Origin of the sequence: Paraburkholderia azotifigens, assembly GCF_007995085.1 — a bacterium.
GTDB classification, from domain to species: Bacteria; Pseudomonadota; Gammaproteobacteria; order Burkholderiales; family Burkholderiaceae; genus Paraburkholderia; species Paraburkholderia azotifigens.
In genome coordinates this window covers 1,795,228-1,811,385 of sequence record NZ_VOQS01000005.1, presented here as the reverse complement: position 1 = coordinate 1,811,385, position 16,158 = coordinate 1,795,228, and the positions used below count along the sequence as shown (strand labels likewise).

The 16,158-nt window shown below is 66.8% G+C and carries 16 protein-coding genes; 5 read left to right on the top strand and 11 right to left on the bottom strand.

From position 1 onward, the window contains the following. Positions 1–11 precede the first annotated feature (11 nt). Positions 12–1,334 (bottom strand): serine hydroxymethyltransferase, encoded by a 1,323-nt coding sequence (glyA, locus tag FRZ40_RS40140; protein WP_147237990.1) that lies wholly within the window; start codon positions 1,332–1,334, stop codon positions 12–14. A gap of 267 nt (positions 1,335–1,601) precedes the next feature. On the opposite strand from glyA, the gene FRZ40_RS40135 reads away from it, so the two are divergent. Beyond that, entirely contained in the window at positions 1,602–2,525 is a 924-nt protein-coding gene (locus FRZ40_RS40135) for a LysR family transcriptional regulator (protein WP_028367170.1), read from the top strand. On the opposite strand, the gene FRZ40_RS40130 is transcribed toward FRZ40_RS40135, so the two are convergent. The 4 genes from FRZ40_RS40130 to FRZ40_RS40115 are packed head-to-tail and all read right to left on the bottom strand — an operon-like array spanning position 2,522 to position 7,360. Next, the gene (locus FRZ40_RS40130) at positions 2,522–3,346 is read right to left on the bottom strand and encodes a formylmethanofuran dehydrogenase subunit C (RefSeq protein WP_147237989.1); all 825 of its coding nucleotides are present in this window, start codon (positions 3,344–3,346) and stop codon (positions 2,522–2,524) included. The two genes, FRZ40_RS40135 and FRZ40_RS40130, sit on opposite strands and share 4 nt — an antisense overlap. Then, positions 3,343–4,308 (bottom strand): formylmethanofuran--tetrahydromethanopterin N-formyltransferase, encoded by a 966-nt coding sequence (gene fhcD, locus FRZ40_RS40125; protein ID WP_147237988.1) that lies wholly within the window; start codon positions 4,306–4,308, stop codon positions 3,343–3,345. Before fhcD ends, FRZ40_RS40130 begins: the two co-directional genes overlap by 4 nt. Then, entirely contained in the window at positions 4,305–5,996 is a 1,692-nt protein-coding gene (locus FRZ40_RS40120; protein ID WP_147237987.1) for a formylmethanofuran dehydrogenase subunit A, read from the bottom strand. The genes fhcD and FRZ40_RS40120 overlap by 4 nt, the downstream gene beginning before the upstream one ends. After that, positions 5,993–7,360 carry a molybdopterin-binding domain-containing protein gene (locus FRZ40_RS40115; RefSeq protein ID WP_147237986.1) on the bottom strand — a complete coding sequence of 456 codons (1,368 nt, stop codon included), beginning with the start codon at positions 7,358–7,360 and terminating at the stop codon, positions 5,993–5,995. Before FRZ40_RS40115 ends, FRZ40_RS40120 begins: the two co-directional genes overlap by 4 nt. A gap of 218 nt (positions 7,361–7,578) precedes the next feature. Here FRZ40_RS40115 and FRZ40_RS40110 point away from each other — a divergent pair, with 218 nt between their 5' ends. Genes FRZ40_RS40110 through FRZ40_RS40100 form a run of 3 tightly spaced genes read left to right on the top strand, consistent with a single transcriptional unit; the run spans position 7,579 to position 10,249 of the window. Continuing rightward, positions 7,579–8,577: an ATP-grasp domain-containing protein gene (locus FRZ40_RS40110; protein WP_147237985.1), complete on the top strand. Its 999-nt coding sequence runs from the start codon at positions 7,579–7,581 to the stop codon at positions 8,575–8,577. Further along, positions 8,567–9,628: a hydantoinase/oxoprolinase family protein gene (locus FRZ40_RS40105; RefSeq protein ID WP_147237984.1), complete on the top strand. Its 1,062-nt coding sequence runs from the start codon at positions 8,567–8,569 to the stop codon at positions 9,626–9,628. Before FRZ40_RS40110 ends, FRZ40_RS40105 begins: the two co-directional genes overlap by 11 nt. Before the next feature lie 30 nt (positions 9,629–9,658). After that, a complete protein-coding gene (locus tag FRZ40_RS40100; protein WP_147237983.1) occupies positions 9,659–10,249 on the top strand; it encodes an amino acid kinase family protein in 591 nt (196 codons plus the stop codon). Here the strand turns inward: FRZ40_RS40100 and FRZ40_RS40095 are convergent. From FRZ40_RS40095 to FRZ40_RS40080, 4 genes are read right to left on the bottom strand one after another with little or no spacing between them, the layout of a single operon-like run. Continuing rightward, on the bottom strand, positions 10,231–11,007 hold the full coding sequence (locus tag FRZ40_RS40095) for a (5-formylfuran-3-yl)methyl phosphate synthase (protein WP_147237982.1): 777 nt from the start codon (positions 11,005–11,007) through the stop codon (positions 10,231–10,233). The two genes, FRZ40_RS40100 and FRZ40_RS40095, sit on opposite strands and share 19 nt — an antisense overlap. Further along, entirely contained in the window at positions 11,004–11,597 is a 594-nt protein-coding gene (locus tag FRZ40_RS40090; protein WP_147237981.1) for a DUF447 domain-containing protein, read from the bottom strand. The genes FRZ40_RS40095 and FRZ40_RS40090 overlap by 4 nt, the downstream gene beginning before the upstream one ends. Positions 11,598–11,599: 2 nt before the next feature. Then, a complete protein-coding gene (locus FRZ40_RS40085; RefSeq protein ID WP_147237980.1) occupies positions 11,600–12,985 on the bottom strand; it encodes a DUF6513 domain-containing protein in 1,386 nt (461 codons plus the stop codon). Next, entirely contained in the window at positions 12,985–13,590 is a 606-nt protein-coding gene (locus FRZ40_RS40080; RefSeq protein WP_193567069.1) for a flavoprotein, read from the bottom strand. The genes FRZ40_RS40085 and FRZ40_RS40080 overlap by 1 nt, the downstream gene beginning before the upstream one ends. Before the next feature lie 216 nt (positions 13,591–13,806). Between FRZ40_RS40080 and FRZ40_RS40075 the strand changes: the two genes are divergently transcribed. After that, complete coding sequence (locus tag FRZ40_RS40075) at positions 13,807–14,220, top strand: dihydroneopterin aldolase (RefSeq protein ID WP_028367159.1); 414 nt, start codon at positions 13,807–13,809, stop codon at positions 14,218–14,220. A 46-nt stretch (positions 14,221–14,266) separates the two neighbouring features. On the opposite strand, the gene FRZ40_RS40070 is transcribed toward FRZ40_RS40075, so the two are convergent. Both FRZ40_RS40070 and FRZ40_RS40065 read right to left on the bottom strand, forming a co-directional pair. Further along, complete coding sequence (locus tag FRZ40_RS40070; RefSeq protein WP_147237978.1) at positions 14,267–15,205, bottom strand: triphosphoribosyl-dephospho-CoA synthase; 939 nt, start codon at positions 15,203–15,205, stop codon at positions 14,267–14,269. Then, complete coding sequence (locus FRZ40_RS40065) at positions 15,205–16,158, bottom strand: ATP-grasp domain-containing protein (protein WP_147237977.1); 954 nt, start codon at positions 16,156–16,158, stop codon at positions 15,205–15,207. Before FRZ40_RS40065 ends, FRZ40_RS40070 begins: the two co-directional genes overlap by 1 nt.

The following is a 16,158-nucleotide window of genomic DNA, read 5'->3' as shown; positions in this document are numbered from 1 at the left end:
GCTCGAAGGGTTCAATGTGCGCTGCGGCCGGCGGCTGCCCGGTCGTCGCGCGCTGCGGATGGATCGTGGCGCAATGAGTCGGGCGCGTCGCGATACACGGGGAACTTCGCGGTGAGCGCGAGCACGGCGTCGGCGGTGCGGCGGATCACGAGATCGTTGGCGGGCGCGTCGAGCACGTCGGCGATCAGATGCGCGAGCTGCTCCGCTTCGGCTTCGCGTAGTCCCCTGGTCGTGATGGCGGGCGAACCGATGCGCACGCCGCTCGTGACGAAGGGCTTTTGCGGATCGTTCGGAATCGCGTTCTTGTTGACCGTGATGAACGCACGGCCGAGCGCGGCTTCCGCTTCCTTGCCCGTCACGTTCTTCGCGCGCAGGTCGACGAGAAACACGTGGGAATCGGTGCGCCCCGACACGATCCGCAAGCCGCGCTGCTGCAGCGTCTGCGCGATGGTGCGTGCGTTGACGAGCACCTGTTGCTGGTACTGGCGGAACTCGTCCGTCATCGCTTCGCGCAGCGCCGCTGCCTTGCCCGCAATTACGTGCATCAGCGGGCCGCCCTGGATGCCGGGGAAGATCGTCGAATCGATCGCCTTCGCGGTGTCGGCGCGCGAGAGGATCAGACCGCCGCGCGGACCGCGCAGCGTCTTGTGCGTAGTGGTGGTCACGTAGTCGGCGATGCCGACCGGGCTCGGGTAGAGACCTGCCGCGACGAGACCGGCGTAGTGCGCCACGTCGACGAGGAGCGTCGCGCCGACGCTGTCGGCGATCGCTCGGAAGCGCTGCCAGTCGATCACCAGCGAATACGCGGATGCGCCCGCGACGATCATGCGCGGCCGGTGTTCGTGCGCGAGCCGCTCGGCTGCGTCGTAGTCGATTTCTTCCGTCTTCTCATCGAGTCCATACGACACCGCATTGAACAGCTTGCCGCTCACGTTCACCGACGCGCCATGCGTGAGGTGCCCGCCATGCGCGAGCGACATGCCGAGAATCGTGTCGCCCGGCTTGAGCGCCGACAGATACACGGCCTGATTCGCCTGCGATCCCGAGTGCGGCTGCACGTTCGCGTGTTCGGCGTTGAACAGCTGCTTCGCGCGATCGATTGCGAGCTGCTCGACCACGTCGACGTGTTCGCATCCGCCGTAGTAGCGCTTGCCGGGATAGCCTTCCGCGTACTTGTTGGTGAGCTGCGATCCCTGCGCTTCGAGCACGGCCGGCGACGTGTAGTTTTCCGATGCAATCAGCTCGATGTGATCCTGCTGGCGCTGCGTTTCTGCCGCGATCGCATGCTGCAGTTCCGGGTCGGTGACGGCGAGCGTGTTTTTGTAGCTGAACATGGATGAACCTCTCTTGAGTGGACGGGACGGGCCAGACGGTTTGCGCGTCCCCTTCGCATTCCTGTTGAAACGATGGTAGTGGCGTGCCGCGCAAAACACTCATTCGGGTTACTTATCCGACCCATAACCACGCGTGCGAGCCTTGCCGGGCGGGCGTAAAGCCCTGCGGAGTACTCCCTCATGGGCATTGCGGGCATAGTCCCGGCTGGTAGAGTTGAGACGTGAAATCGAGCGGTTCCGGCTGCATTCGGGAGGATAGGGAGCGAGATGCTGCATCTCACTTTGCGTCAGCTGCGCGTGTTCGAAGCGAGCGCGCGGCATCTGAGTTTTTCGCGCGCTGCGGAAGAGCTTCATCTGACGCAACCCGGCGTTTCGTCGCAACTGAAGCAGCTCGAAACGAGCATCGGCATGCCGCTCTTCGAGCAGGTCGGGCGGCGCGTTTTCCTGACTGCGGCAGGCAAGGAGCTATACAGCCACACGCGTCTGCTTCAGCAGCAGCTGTCCGTGCTCGAAACGTCGCTCGACCAGTTGCGCGACATGAAGCAGGGCAAGCTGAAAGTGTCGGTGGTGAGCGGCACGGCCAATCCGCTTGCGCTCCAGCTGATCGCGAAGTTCACGCGAGCGTTTCCCGGCGTAAGGGTGAGTCTTTCGGTGGGGAACAGGGAGTGCGTGCTGAACGAGCTGGCGAACAACGAGACCGATCTCGCGATCATGGGGCTGCCGCCCGAAGGGCAAGGTCTCGCAGCCGTGCGCGTCGCGAGAAATCCCCTCGTGATGATTGCGCCGCCCGATCATGCCCTCGTGCGCGAGCGCCGCATCGCACTCGAAGCGCTGGAGCGAGAGACCTTTCTCGTCCGCGAGTCGGGTTCCGGCACGCGTCGCGCGATGGAGCGCTTCTTCGCCGAGCACCGCATCAGTTTTCGGCCCGGCATGGAAGTGAGCAGCAACGAGGCGATCAAGTGGGCCGTGCAGGCAGGCATGGGCCTGTCAGTCGTGCCCCTCGCGACGGTCATGGCCGAACTCGAAACGCTGCGGCTCAAGGTGCTCGACGTCGAACATTTCCCCATCGTGCGGTATCTGTATCTCGTGCATCGCGAGAGCAAGCAGCTGTCGACGGCGGCGTCGGCGTTCAGGGACAGCCTCGTGAGCGGCGCACACGAGGCGGGCGAGCGGGTGGCGATGGAAGCCTAGGCGGGCAAGAGGATTTCGCCCTTGCCCTGCACCGACACGTCGCCGCGCAAGCGCTTGGGCGCGTGCGCACGCGACAGCATCGCGAATGCGCCGCCTTCGCGCGCGAGCGTCGGTACGAGCAGCCGCCAGAATACGTCGATATCGCTGCTGTTTTCGGCAAAACGCCGGGTCGTGGGCCACGTGTGATCGAGCAGCACCAGCGAGCCGCGCCGCATGCCGAACGCGGGATGTTCTCCGGCCTTGCCCGCAATTGCGATGGTGCCCGCGACCATCCGCGACGCGACGAACGCGCCCGCCGAGCCGAACACCGCGATCGTGCCGCGACGCATGCGATCGCCGAGTCGCGCGCCTGCGTCGCCGTGAATCACGAGCGTGCCGCCGCGCATGCCGTCCATGTCGCCCGGCAGCGCGGCGCCCGCAAAGTCGCCCGTCTTGCCGCGAATCTCGATACGTCCGCCCGTCAGCTCGCATCCCGCAAAGCTGCCGCAGTCGCCCGCGACGAGCAGCGTTCCCGCGCCCATCTGCAAGCCCGCGAAATCGCCCGCATTGCCGTCGACGAGCATGTGACCCGCGTTCATGCGCGCACCGATCCGGTCGAAGCGCTGCATGTCGCCTTCGAGCACGAGTTGTGGAGCCTCGCGCGTGCTTTCGCCGATCTCCACTGCGAACAGATCGCCCACGCTGATCCGTTCCGCGCCATGCCACAGCGCGATCGCGCAGATGTCCTGCGCGGCGAGTTCCGCGAGCCGCGCGGGCAGCAGTTCGCGTGCATCGATGCGCAACGCGGGTGCTTGTTTCAGACGTAACGTGATGCGCTTCATCGGCCCTCCGGCGCTTCATGCAGTCGATCACTCGATGGATCGCACAACTGATGCAGATGGAAATGGAACGGCCCGAGCTTGCCGCCGTAGTTGCCCGCCGAAATCCGCATGAGGCCATGTGCAACACCCGCGTCTTCTCCCGTCGCGGCGTCGATGCCGACGCGCATCGCCGCGGCCACATCCGCTTCGCTCAATCCGTCTATCACGATCTCCAGCACGCTGCGCACGTCGCCGTGCAGTTCGGTGCGTGCCGCGAGTTCGGCAAGGCCGGGACAGAATGCGTCATTGGTCGAGGCGGGCAGGGCCGCGTACTTCGAGCCGACCTTCGATCCCGAGCGCACGACGCCGCCGGGAAACGGGATGATCACGTTCGGCACATCGCGCATCGCGCGCACGGCTGTCTGCGCGGCACGCAGCGCAGCATCGGTATCACGCGCAAGAAACAGCAGATTGCCGCCGCCCACGCCCTTGACGACCGAGGTGGTTTCCTCGGCGACGAACTCGCCGTCCATCACGGGCACGCGCCAGTAGCGCTTGCCGTCGATCATCTTCGCAATCTGCCAGCCGTCGCCGAAAAAGCGCAGATTCTTGCCGAGCGCAATCGGCTCGCCATGCCCGATTCCGCCGAACACGGCCGTCGTCGGGCAGGTCAGCACGCACTGTCCGACGCGGCGCTCGACCTGTTTCGCGAGCTCCTTGCCCGACATCGAAAACAGCAGCAGCGCGACGCCGGGCCTGCCGTCGGGTGTCTCGTCGGGCGACAGCTCGCGCTCGATGCCCGCTTCGCAGCCGCACGCGATCACCGAGGTCGCAAAACCCGTGGCCGCGAGTGCCGCATTACGCGCCCACGTTGCATCGCGCGCGGTGACGATGAGGCGGGTCGCTTTCATCGGGAAGGCTTCGGCGAAGGTGTCGTCGATCGACACGCCGCGCACGCTGCGCGGCGAAGTTGTCGCACTCATGTCGCGGACTCCGCATGCGATTGACGATGGATGCCGCACGCAGCGGGCAGAAGGCGTCCGCCATTGCCGCACAGACAGAGTTCGTCGCGGCTGATGGACGCGCGCCGCATGTTGGTCGCGAGGTAAGCGTCGCCGTAGTCCTCGACGACCTTTTCGATCGAACGGTCGAACTCCGGCTCGACATAGTGCGTGCCGCCCGCAGGCGTCGCGACGATGCGGCCTTCGCGTGCGACCAGCTCGCCGTCCTTGAACACCCAGGCCGGCGTGCGGAACATCGCTTCGCGGTCGGGATGCTCGCGGTATACGGCGATATCGGCGGCGGCGCCCGCATCGAGCCGGCCGCGGTCGGCGAGTCCCAGCAGGCGAGCGGGCGCGGCACGCGTGAGGATCGCGATCTCGTTGAAATCGAGTTCGCGCGTGAGGCTCGCAAGCGGCGATTGCGCGGCGACATCGGGATGCAGCTTCGCCAGTTGTTCGTCGCGGAACGATTTGTCCATCAGCAGGCGGATCAGATGCGGGTAGCTCGTGAAGGGGCCGCCGTTCGGATGATCGGTGGTGAGCGTGATCTGCCACGGGTTCTTCACGAGCAGAAACAGTTCGAGGCCGATCGTCCATTGCAGCGCGTTGACATAGCTCGTTTCGCGGTAACGGAACGGCACCACGCCGCAGCCCGCGTCGCATTCGATATCGCCCGCGATCCACTTGCGCGGCGAAGCGAATGCGGCCTGTCTGACCTGCTTCATCGTGTCGCCCGAAGCTGTCACCGTCTGGCCGAACATGATCTGGCCGACGTCGATCGAGATATTCGGGTTCGCGTTGACGGCCTCGGCAATGCGATGCGCCGCCGACGAAAATTTCTTCGGCCCGTCGTTGCCGTAGCTATGGAACTGGATATGCGTGAGGTGGCCGGGCAGACCTTCGAGCGCGTCGATGGTGGCGAGCGTCGAATCGATATTGCCGGGCACGCCAAGATTGCTCGCATGGATATGCAGCGGATGCGGCACGCCGAGATCGGTCAGCGCGCGTGCGAGCACGTGCAGCACATTGCGCGGCGTGATGCCGTAGTGCGTGTGATGCTCGTCGACGTCAAGGCTGCGCTGGTTGAACTTGAACGCCGAGATGCCGCCGGGGTTCACCACCTTCACGCCGAGCGCGCGGCTCGCGTTGATCGACCAGCCGACGTAATCGCGCAAACGCTCATAGTCGGTGTGCTCGGCCAGCATGCGCAGAAACAGTTCGTCGTTGCCGAGCATCACGTAGGCGCCGTGATCGATGATCGGCGTGTCGCCCATTTCGAGGTGCGTGTGACGTGCGTTCGACGCGATCATCGCGGGCTCGAACGCGGCCGTATAGCCCATCTCGGCATAACGGTAGCCCGTCGCGAACGTGCCGGGCGTGCAGTCGCCGCACGATGCGAGTTCGAGCGGATTCTCCGGCGGGGGGCGGTTGCGATGATCTTCCGGCAGCAGCAGGCGCGCGAGATTCACCTTGCCGCCGCCGATATGCGAATGCATGTCGATGCCGCCCGCCATCACGATCATGCCCGACGCGTCGTATTCGCAATCGACGGGCTCCTGTTCGTGCAGCGCGACGATCCTGCCGTCGCGCACGCAGACGTCCGAGATCTGCCCGTCGATGCGTGAAGCGGGATCGTACACTCGGCCACCGCGCAAGCGGAACGTGCTCATCGGGCGGTCTCCTTCGGAGCGGACATCGTTGCCGGGTCTGCATTCGTCCGTGACGCCCTGAGCGACTGTTCAATCTGTGCGGCCGCCTGCGCGACGCCGGGCAGCGTGTCTTCATAGATCGGCACGAGCGGCAGCACGATACCGCCGTCCACGCGAAACAGGTGTCCCGGGGAGCCGATGCCGGGCGTCGACACGGGAATGAACAGCGTCGGCGCTTGCCGATCCGCGCATATCGGGGCGAGGCCGGGATGACCGAGCACGATCGCCGGCACGCCGCCTTGCGGCGGCGGCAGGTCGGCGCCGAAGCTCGCGACCCAGACGAGCGCATCGACGGCCTCGTCGTCGAGCAGATGCGCCGTGTCGTAGCGATGCGGATCGTGTTCGAGGCCGCTGCGATGAACACCCGTGCGTAGCGGCAGACCGGACATCCACGTCAGCGTCTGGTTGACGGTGGCGGCACCATCGTCGCCGCCAAGCGCGAGACACCCCGCGCGGGTCGTGAGGTTGATCGACTTGGTCAGACGGTCGAGCCCTTCGACGAGCAGCGCCGCGTGCTCTCCCGGCAGGTCGGCCGTATTCCACACGAGCGTGACGTAACGCGCTTCCAGCATGCGGGCTGCAAGCGCCTCGATCGCGGGCGCGACGTCCGGCATGGGTTTGCCGCGCAGAAGCGGATCGACACGTGCGTTCAGCAGCGCAATCGTCTCGTACAGATCGTCTTGCACGGGCACGGCACGCTGGACGACCGTATCCGCGTGTGCGTTGCGTTCGAGGCCGGCATCGATTGCGCCGCCGACGAAGATCACTTCACGCCGGGCAGGGCCCGCTGCATCGCGCGGCATCGCACCGACACCGCAGCGGCTGAAAAACGCCGGGTAACGCGTCGATGGCGTCGGTCCAAAGCAGACGATCAGGTCGGCGCGCGCGCGCACTTCGGAGAGCGTCGTCGTGAATGCGCCGCGATCCTGCATCGCCGTGAGGCTGCGCATCAGCGAGCGGCCATGTGCATGGTCGATGATCGCGGCGCTCGCGTTGGCAAGCCGATACAGCGCGCGCGTGCCCGCAACGTCGGTAGCCATGCCCGCGAACAGCGGCTGCCTCGCCTGCGCGAGCCATTGCGCCGCGACGCCCGTGGCATCGGCGAATCCAAGCGGCTGGCCGTTGAGATGCGGCCGCGCCTCGGCGGGATGCGGGCCGAACTGCGCGAGTGCGCGCGCGGCGCGCGGACAGTCGGTGCCGCTCAGCGTCAAGGCCGTGTCCGTGCCGATCGAAAGACGATCGCATAACAGCGGGCAGAACGGGCACGTCCACGAAGGGGGGAAGTGTTCGAGGTCATGCGCGTCTTTCAGCAACTCACATGCCATTTTCGTGAAAGCGCCGTGGTGGCTTCCGTTGCGGGAGTCGAGGCGTCATGCTGCCGCGCGATTCCGTCACCATCGTTCGACGTGATTTGCGCCGTGCGCGATGCAGACTGTCACGCGTCGTGAGCAGGCGATGCCGCGCGCAGGCAGCACGTGGGCCGGTGGCATGGAACATGAATGTGGCAGACGCGATGCGCCACGATCCGCACGGGAATCACGCGATGAAAAAAATCCTGCTCTACGAATATCTCAGCGCCAACGGCAACACGAATGAACCTGCGTGCGAGGACTTGCGCATGCAGGGCAGGACGATGCGCGATGCCGTTGCACGCGATCTCGCGCGTTGCGCCGATGTTGCGCTCACGTGCGTGGCGGGTCACGACGAAGCGCACGGCACGACGGACACGACCTGCACGCGCGACTGGTGTTTCGCGCCGTTTGCGATACCGCCGACGCGCTTTCTCGCCGCCGAAGCACGTCGTCACGACGCCGTTTGGGTCATCGCGCCCGAAACGCAAGGCGTGCTCGGCGCGCTGTGCGATGCCGTCGATCCCGCTCGCTGGATAGGCTGCGATGCGGCGACGCTGCGGATTGCCGGCAGCAAGCGCGCGACGGCTCGCCATCTCGCGCTGGCGGGCGTCGCGACGCCGCGTGCGTGGTCGGCCGACGCGCCGCTCGACGTTGCGCGCGACGCGAGCGCATGGGTCGTCAAACCGGATGACGGCGCGGGCTGCGTCGATACCTGCCGCTTCGACGACTACCGGTTGGCGGAGTACGCGTTGCGACGCCGGTCTGCCGCGCAGGAGCGAGTGACGCTCGAGGAATGGATCGACGGAGACGCGCTCAGTCTGTCGCTGCTGTGTCGCCACGGCGACGCGCAACTGCTCGGCATCAACCGGCAGCATATCGGTATCGACGACGGACAGATCCGCTATGAAGGTCTGACGGCCAACGCCATCCCACTGTCGGACGACAGGGCCGCGACATGCCGCGCGCTTGCCGCTCGCGTGGCGCGCGCGCTGCCGGGTCTGGCCGGATTCGTCGGCATCGACCTCGTGTGGCATCCGCGGCGTGGGCCTGTCGTGATCGAAGTCAATCCGCGCGTGACGTGCGCGTATCCGGCGCTGGCGGGCAGGGTCGATGTCAACATGGCCGCATGCGTGGTCGCTGAACACTTCGCGTCGTGCGGCGAGATCAACGGGAGGCGCCATGCCGCATGACCTCGTGATCGGCTGGGACATCGGCGGCGCGCACGTGAAGGCGGCGCGGATCGAAGCGGGACGCGTGTGCGACGTGATGCAGTGGGTCTGTCCGCTATGGCAAGGCGTCGCGCATCTCGACGCGGTATTCGAAGCGGCGGCGCAGCGCTGGCCCGATCATCGCGAAGGGGAGCACGCGGTCACGATGAGCGGCGAAATGGCCGACATCTTCGAGGATCGCGAGACGGGCGTCGCCGCGCTGGCTTCACGGCTGGCGAGCCGTTTCGGCGAACGCGCCTCGTTTTATGCCGGGCACGCGGGATGGCAGCCGTACGAAGCCGTCGCGGGCAACTGGGCCGACATTGCGTCCGCGAACTGGCACGCGACGGCGGCCCTGATCGCGGCGCGCATGCCCGCTGCCGTGCTCGTCGATATCGGCAGCACCACCACCGATTTCATCGCGATCCGCGAGAGTGTGCTCGTTTCGCGCGGGACGGACGACGCAGCGCGGCTGCGCTCGGGCGAGCTCGTGTATCAGGGCGTCGTGCGCACGCCGTTGTGCGCGCTCGCGCCGCGCATCCGTTTTCGCGGCGAGCCGCACAACGTGATGAACGAACTGTTCGCGACGACAGCCGACGTCTACCGGCTGACGGGCGAACTCGATCCGCCGCACGACCAGCATCCCGCCGCCGACGGCGGCGCGAAGGACGGCATCGCCAGCTGCCGGCGTCTCGCGCGGATGATCGGCCGCGATGCGCACGAAGCGTCGATGGCCGACTGGGTATGTTTCGCCCGCGAATGGCGCAAGGCGCAGCTTGCGCATCTGTCGACGAATCTCGCTCAGGTGCTGGGCCGCGTCGGTCTCGGGCATGACGTCGTGCTCGTGTCGGCGGGCTGCGGGGCGTTTCTCGCGGACGATCTCGCCGCGCAGTTCGGGCGCGACGTGCTTTCCTTCGCATCGCTCGTTGATGCCGACGCCTGCGCCGCTCACTGGACGCAGGTCTGCGCGCCCGCCGTCGCCGTCGCGTTGCTGCGCGCGGACGAACGGTGCGCGGCCGAGGCGGCCGTTTGATTCCCTGCAATCTCCGCACTTGAGGCGTCTATGTGGGTAGTGAAGATTGGCGGCAGTCTGAGCCGCGATCCGATGCTCGAAGACTGGCTCGCGCAACTGACCGACTTCGGCGGCGGCCGGGTCGTGATCGTGCCGGGCGGCGGCGACTTCGCGGAGCAGGCCCGCGAGCATCAGGCGATCTGGCGTTTCGACGACATCGCCGCGCACAACATGGCCGTGCTCGCGATGGCCCAATACGCGTTGATGATGCAGGGCCTGTCGCGGCGGCTCGTGATAGCCGCGACGGACGCGCAGATACGCGCCGCGCTGCACGCGGGGCGCGTCGCCGTGTGGGCGCCCCTCGACCTTCTGTTCCAGGAAGCCAACCGCCTGACAAGCTGGGAGGTCACCTCGGATAGCCTCGCCGCGTGGCTCGCGAACCGCTTGAACGCAGAACGCCTGGTGATCGTGAAGTCGTGCGAGATCGAGTGCGAACGATCGATCGACGAGTACGCGGCGCTCGGCATCGTCGACCCTTCATTCGCAGGCTTCACGCACGACGCGCCGTATCCCGTGGATTTATTGAGCCGGAACGAGGCGCCGCGCGTGCGTGACCTGCTGTTTCAGGCGACTACGGGCTGACCAGCGGCTTCGATGCCGCTCGTTTCGACGGCACGCGTTGCCGCGCGTGCCGTGCCTGCCGGACCTGCAAGTTGCGCACGGAGATCGCGCACCCGCGCGGCGTTGAGGCGCCCCGTGCGCGAGCCGTCGCACAGGGCCGTCCGAAAACCGGCGATATCGGGGCCGAGCGCACGGATCAGCGGCACGTGTCCACTGAGCAGCGATCCCGCGAGTCCCGCCATCACATCGTGTACGCGCGCGATCTGCACCATGCTGTCGAGCACGGCCAGCGGCACGCAGTGAAAGAGATTGCCGCGCTTCTTCGTGGCCGTATCGACCATCACGGCGGCGAATCTCAGTTCGGATGCGCGTTCGACGACCCGCAAGTCGAGCCCGTTGTCCACCAGCAGCACGGGCGCCATGTTCCAGTGCAGGTCGCGCATCGTGGCGAGCGTCCGGCACGCGATATCGAACGAGCCGCTGTCGGCGGGGACGCCCGCCTTCACATAGTCGACACCGCCGCGTCCCGCCTGCGACGCGCGAAACACGAGATCCGCGTCGTCGCCCGGCCGCAGGTCGCCGATGGCGGCGCTGATGGGCAGATGCGGATAGTCGGCGCGCAGCGACTGCACGATGTGCGCGATCCGGGTCGCGGCGACGGCCCCGAGCGCACCCGCACCGGGCTCCTTGAGATCGATCAGATCGGCGCCGGCGCGTGCGGCATCGCGCGCCTCGTCGAGATTTCGCACACTGGCGAGCATACGGATCTTCCGGCTCATAAGGCCTCCTCGTTCAGAACACGAGCGGCCACAGCCGGTCTCGCGAAGAAATCATTCACGGCGTCCATCAGCCATTGCCACGCCTGCTGTTCGCGCGGCCCGGCCGTCCTGGCGATGGCGATCGACAGATACGCCACCTCCGCCTCGATCTTCTCGCGCGGCAACATCGCGAGACGGCTGACGAGCACCGCGCCTTCGATGACGGCCGCCTGCGCGCGATTGAGTCCCGTGAACGGCGCATCCGTGTAATGGGCGACGCACTCCATCACGAGCGTCGGGCGCTGCGCATCGTCATGAACCGAGGCGAGGCGCAGCTCGGCGTGCGCGAGCGTATCGGCGAGCCGCACGCAAGGCACGCGATGGGCGGGGACCGTGGGCCATTCGCGCCGGCCCGTGACACAACCGGCGAACACGCGCGCGTCGGTCGTGAAATTGACGACGGCGCAGCCGGTCGAGATCACGTTGTCGTAAGTCGACGACGGCAGGAACGGCATCAGCAGAAAGGCGCCGTCCGCCTCGCGCACGCCCATCGGCGCGATGTGCGGCTTGCCCGCGGGCGTAACGGTCGTGACGACGGTTTCGACGATCATGGTCAGGCTTCCTTTCTGCGAGTCGCGCCGGGCGCGCATTGCACGAGCAGGTCGGCCGTTTCGCGCGGGAGCGCGCATCCCCATTCCAGCGGCTGATCCTGGCTGTAGCGCTTGCCGAGCCGCCAGGCGAGCTCCGCGCGCGCGAGTTCGACACCCATGTAGAACGCGTGCGCGCCGTCCGCCTCCAGCCGCAGATGCGGCCAGAGCGCGAACGCATCGGCGGCGAGGTGATGGCCGTCGCGGTTGTACACGTGAATGCCGTCCGTCGACACCTGCACGCGAAAGTTCGGATCGCGGATGGCCGCCGCCGTGGCGGCGATCTCGTCGGGCGTATCCGGAAAGGGATGCTTCGCGTGCATCGTCATCAACCCGGAGGTGAGGCCCTTGGGAAGCGTCCGGCATTCGCGGGCCGCGTACATCATGCGGCGCGCGACATCGGCTTCGCGGATCGCGCAGCGCGCATGAGCGCTCACCTGCGTCGTGAGAATGCCCGCGATACCCAGTTCGACGCCGATGCCGAGCAGCAGCGCGTGCATGCCGCTCGTGTCCGCTTCCGTGAGTTCCGTGACGTTGCCCGTGCCCATCAGGATCGGCGCGTCGGCATAGCGCTCGCGCAGGCGCTGATAGCGCGTGAGCGATTTCAGCAGGCCGAAGGGCAGCGGATCGAGGATCGGATCGGCGAGAAAAGGCCGGCCCTGCTGCTGCATCGTATCGATGGCCTCGTATAACGACGCTTCGTCGCCGGGCTGGCGCGGAATCAGCACGGGCGTCGAGTCGATTTCATTGAGCACCCAGAGCGTATCGGCCGTCAGGCTCAACAGATAGTCCGCGCCCGCGCGGCCGCCGCGCACCAGTTCCTTCACGTCCATCGAATCGACGCTGACCTTGTGCCCTTGCGACTTCAACGCGCGGATCGTATCGGCGAGATGCGGAAACGGCGTCGCGGGCAGGCAGCCGATGTCGATCACATCGGCGCCGTCGGCTGCGAGTTGCGCCGCCCGCGCGCAAATCGCATCGACGCTGAGATACGGCGCATCGACGATCTCCGCGAAGATCGCGATATCGTGCTTCGTCAGATCGACGGCGCGCTCGCTGCAGTCGAACCATGCGGGCAAATCCTTGAGTTCCTCGGGACCGCGCTGGACGGGAATGCCGTAGTGCGCGGAGAGCGCATCGAGATCGCCGCGGCATCGGCCGGGCACGATCAGGCGGTCGGCGGCAATGGGCGCGGCGACGCGGCGCCGGATCATATCCGCCGTCATGAGTGCCGCGACCTGCAGGCCGATCTCGCGAATCTCCCAGCTGAACGGCGCGGGCGCGAGACCGTGCAGCACGCGTTCGAGGGCAGGCTGGGCAAGGCGGCCGGTGAGGAAGACGATGTGTTCCATCAGGCGCTCGCACAAGACGTCATGCGCGTTTCCGCGCTGCGCGCATCGAGCGCCGCGCGCAATTCGGCCAGCGAACACACGACGCGGCAATGATCGATCCGCTTCAGGCGTTCGACGTTATCGAGTTCGATGCGGCGCGGACGCAGTTCGACCCAGTCGAGCGGACTCTTCGTGACGACGACGGGCTGCGTGTCGCACGCGAATACGATGCCGGGAATGCCCAGCTTGCCCGCCTGCGCAAACATGCTGGTGGGCAGCGTATCCGAGATGCCGAACGCGCATTTGGCGACAGTGTTGCTGGTGGCTGGCGCGACGACCACCGTGTGATAGCGGTTCGCGTCGTACAGCATGCCGACGGGCACCGCGCTCGCGCTGTTGTCGCGGAACACCCGGAAGCGGGCCTTGAGTTGCGCGATGTCGATCTTGTACAGGGGCAGCACTTCTTCGGCGGCTCGCGACAGGAACAGATCGACGTGGGGCAGCAGCGTCGCCGCGAGATCGAGCGACCCGGCCAGCCCGTGCCCGGAGCCCGTGATCGTCCAGGCAAAGCGCGGCGCGGCTTCGACGGCGTCGTTGGCGGGGTGGTGCGTGTGGGTCGTCGTCATCGTCGGGATCATCGTCGGCGTGCAGCCAGGTTGTTCAGTTTGCGATACACAATGCGACGCGTCGCGATCGGCCGTGTGGGTGGCGTTTGACCCTGCATGCGATGCACACGGCCTGCGCGGGAGCGTTCGTCTCCAGCGCTTGCGACATTCGTGCCTGGGCCGCTTCTTGCATGAGAACGCATCATGGATCGACCGTATCGACGATAAGGAACCCAGATGAACGTGATCGACAAGAAGGTGCTCGAGCGGCCGCATCTCGCCGCATCGGAGATGGATCTGATTTTTATCGAAGGCTTCGAGGGCGATACGGTGATCGGCATCGACCCGGACGAGCTGACGAATCGTCAGCCGGTGCGGATCGATCTGTGGGCGGGCGTGCCGCACAGCCACGCGTGCGATACCGATCTGATCGGCGACACCATCGATTACAGCAAGGTGCATGCAGCGCTCGTGTCGCTGCTCGCGACGCACAGGATGCAATTGCTGGAAGCGCTGGCGGAGTCGGTTGCGCAGATGCTGATCGTCGACTTCGGCGCGCACTGGGTACGTGTGTCGCTGGCGAAGCCCGCGAAGTTCGCGAATGTGAAGGCGGTGGGCGTGACGATCGAGCGGACGGTACGCTGGCCGTGATCGCCGGCGCACTCAAGGCACACCAGGCACACGAAGCACGCGCGATTCAATATTCGGCTGCCGTCTCCAGGCTAGCCGCGCGTGCAGCGCTTTCCATGCAACGCACGCGCAGCAGCGAAGGATCGAGGCACGCGGCCGCGAACAACGTCGCGACTGTCAGGTCCGCCGTCGTCCCCGGATTGATGCCGTCGCGCTTCATTGCCGCATCCCATGCCGCGAGTCGTTCGAAGTCGAGCGCGCTTTGCATGTGCCACTTGCGGGCCTCGAGCGTGACCTTGCGCGCCACTTCAATACCATGCTTGCGCGCGATATGCGAGTCGGGCCAGTGGGACAGAAACGCGAGCCACGTTTTCAGCACCGCTCGCAGCAGACGCGGCAGATCGCCGGGATGAAGGCGCGCCGCGCCCAACGCCGCGCGCATCTGGATCACACCATAGCCGAGCACGTCGACGAAGCCGCTCGCATACTGACGGGCGACGCTGTCGCGGTCTCTTGCCAGCGTCATCGCGCTGAGCAGATCGACGGTCGGCGCGCTGCCTACGTTCTGGCTGGGCGCTTCGCCGAGGCCGCCCGGATTGGCCAGCGCGATCGCGCGATAGGCGGCGCACGCATCGGCCAGATCGAGGTTCGAGAGGGTCGCGCGCACGGCCACATGCGCTTCGTGTACGGTCGGCGCGCGGTGCGCGGCGTGCAGGTGTTCGAACGTCTGCGCGAGCGGCGCGCACAGCAGCACGATGCCCAGATTCGTATTGCAGCCGGCTGCCTGCATCGACAGGTTCACCGCCCGCTCGATGCGTTCGCCCACGCTCACGCCATGCGCGGTCACGGCGTGGCACGCCGCCTGCGCGCTGGCGACGAACAGATCGGCCGTCATCCGATGCCCCGGCGCGCCGAAGCTGACGTTGCCCGGTTTCGCGCACAGCACGTCGAGCGCGCACGCCCACGCGAAGGCGTCGGCGATCGTATCGGCGTGCGTGCCGGGCATCACGCGACTTCCTTCATGCCGACGGCGCGCGGCGCAAGCGCCATGCGCCGGCTCAACAGATCGTCGACGATGCAGCCCGCGATATCGAACGGCGTCACCGACTGCAGCCCGCGCCACGCGGCCACGCCGTTCACCTCGATCACGGTTGCGCCGAACGGGTTGTCGTCGCAGGGAATCAGGTCGACGCCTGCGTAGTCGAGCCCGAGCGCCGCGCTGGCGCGTTCAGCGAGCGTGGCGAGCGGTGCGCTCAGCTCCGCCGCTTCGCAGCGCGCGCCTTGCGCGACGTTGTGCACCCAATGTTCGCTGATCCTGCGCATGGCCGTCACCGCCTTGCCGCCGATCACCATCACGCGCCAGTCATAGCCGGGCTCGCTGGCGGGCCTGACGAAGCGCTGCAGATAGGCGAGCTGTCCATACGCCTTCAGCGCAGGCAGCGGCTCGCAGCCTTCGCTGCCCGCGCCGATCCGCATCACGCCTTTGCCTTGCGAACCGAACAGCGGCTTGATCACCACCTCGTGGCCCTTCGCGCCTTCGCGCATCAGCACGCGCTGCGCGAACGGGGCGGATTCGGACACCCATGTCGGCGGCGTCGGAATGCCCGCGCGATGCAGCAGAAAGCTGGTCATCGACTTGTCGACACTGCGCTCGATCGCGCGGGCGTCGTTGTAGACGGGCACGCCGAGTTCGCGTAACGCGTGCAGGATGCCGAGACGCACGGTGACCTGCTCGAAGGTGCCGCCCGCGATGCCGCGCACGATAACGGCATCGGGCAGTCCGCGTCCGTAGCCGGGAATCGCGAGTCCGTGCGGCGCGTGCGTGGTATCGAAGCGGCAGTCGGCGAGATCGATGCAGCGGCCCTGCGCGCCGCGCTCGCGCAGCGCGCGCTTGAGACGCGATGTATGCCAGCCGGTTTCGTCCGTCATGATCGCGACGGCGAGCGGGGTGCCTGTCAT

What these genes read in the sequence shown, in the direction of transcription:
- FRZ40_RS40115 (WP_147237986.1), bottom strand. Translation starts at nt 7,360, where the DNA reads ATGGCATGTGAGTTGCTGAAAGACGCGCATGACCTCGAACACTTCCCC.
- fhcD (WP_147237988.1), bottom strand. Translation starts at nt 4,308, where the DNA reads ATGAGTGCGACAACTTCGCCGCGCAGCGTGCGCGGCGTGTCGATCGAC.
- FRZ40_RS40130 (WP_147237989.1), bottom strand. Translation starts at nt 3,346, where the DNA reads ATGAAGCGCATCACGTTACGTCTGAAACAAGCACCCGCGTTGCGCATC.
- FRZ40_RS40090 (WP_147237981.1), bottom strand. Translation starts at nt 11,597, where the DNA reads ATGATCGTCGAAACCGTCGTCACGACCGTTACGCCCGCGGGCAAGCCG.
- FRZ40_RS40120 (WP_147237987.1), bottom strand. Translation starts at nt 5,996, where the DNA reads ATGAGCACGTTCCGCTTGCGCGGTGGCCGAGTGTACGATCCCGCTTCA.
- FRZ40_RS40100 (WP_147237983.1), top strand. Translation starts at nt 9,659, where the DNA reads ATGTGGGTAGTGAAGATTGGCGGCAGTCTGAGCCGCGATCCGATGCTC.
- FRZ40_RS40080 (WP_193567069.1), bottom strand. Translation starts at nt 13,590, where the DNA reads ATGACGACGACCCACACGCACCACCCCGCCAACGACGCCGTCGAAGCC.
- FRZ40_RS40105 (WP_147237984.1), top strand. Translation starts at nt 8,567, where the DNA reads ATGCCGCATGACCTCGTGATCGGCTGGGACATCGGCGGCGCGCACGTG.
- FRZ40_RS40110 (WP_147237985.1), top strand. Translation starts at nt 7,579, where the DNA reads ATGAAAAAAATCCTGCTCTACGAATATCTCAGCGCCAACGGCAACACG.
- glyA (WP_147237990.1), bottom strand. Translation starts at nt 1,334, where the DNA reads ATGTTCAGCTACAAAAACACGCTCGCCGTCACCGACCCGGAACTGCAG.
- FRZ40_RS40070 (WP_147237978.1), bottom strand. Translation starts at nt 15,205, where the DNA reads ATGCCCGGCACGCACGCCGATACGATCGCCGACGCCTTCGCGTGGGCG.
- FRZ40_RS40135 (WP_028367170.1), top strand. Translation starts at nt 1,602, where the DNA reads ATGCTGCATCTCACTTTGCGTCAGCTGCGCGTGTTCGAAGCGAGCGCG.
- FRZ40_RS40095 (WP_147237982.1), bottom strand. Translation starts at nt 11,007, where the DNA reads ATGAGCCGGAAGATCCGTATGCTCGCCAGTGTGCGAAATCTCGACGAG.
- FRZ40_RS40085 (WP_147237980.1), bottom strand. Translation starts at nt 12,985, where the DNA reads ATGGAACACATCGTCTTCCTCACCGGCCGCCTTGCCCAGCCTGCCCTC.
- FRZ40_RS40075 (WP_028367159.1), top strand. Translation starts at nt 13,807, where the DNA reads ATGAACGTGATCGACAAGAAGGTGCTCGAGCGGCCGCATCTCGCCGCA.
- FRZ40_RS40065 (WP_147237977.1), bottom strand. Translation starts at nt 16,158, where the DNA reads ATGACAGGCACCCCGCTCGCCGTCGCGATCATGACGGACGAAACCGGC.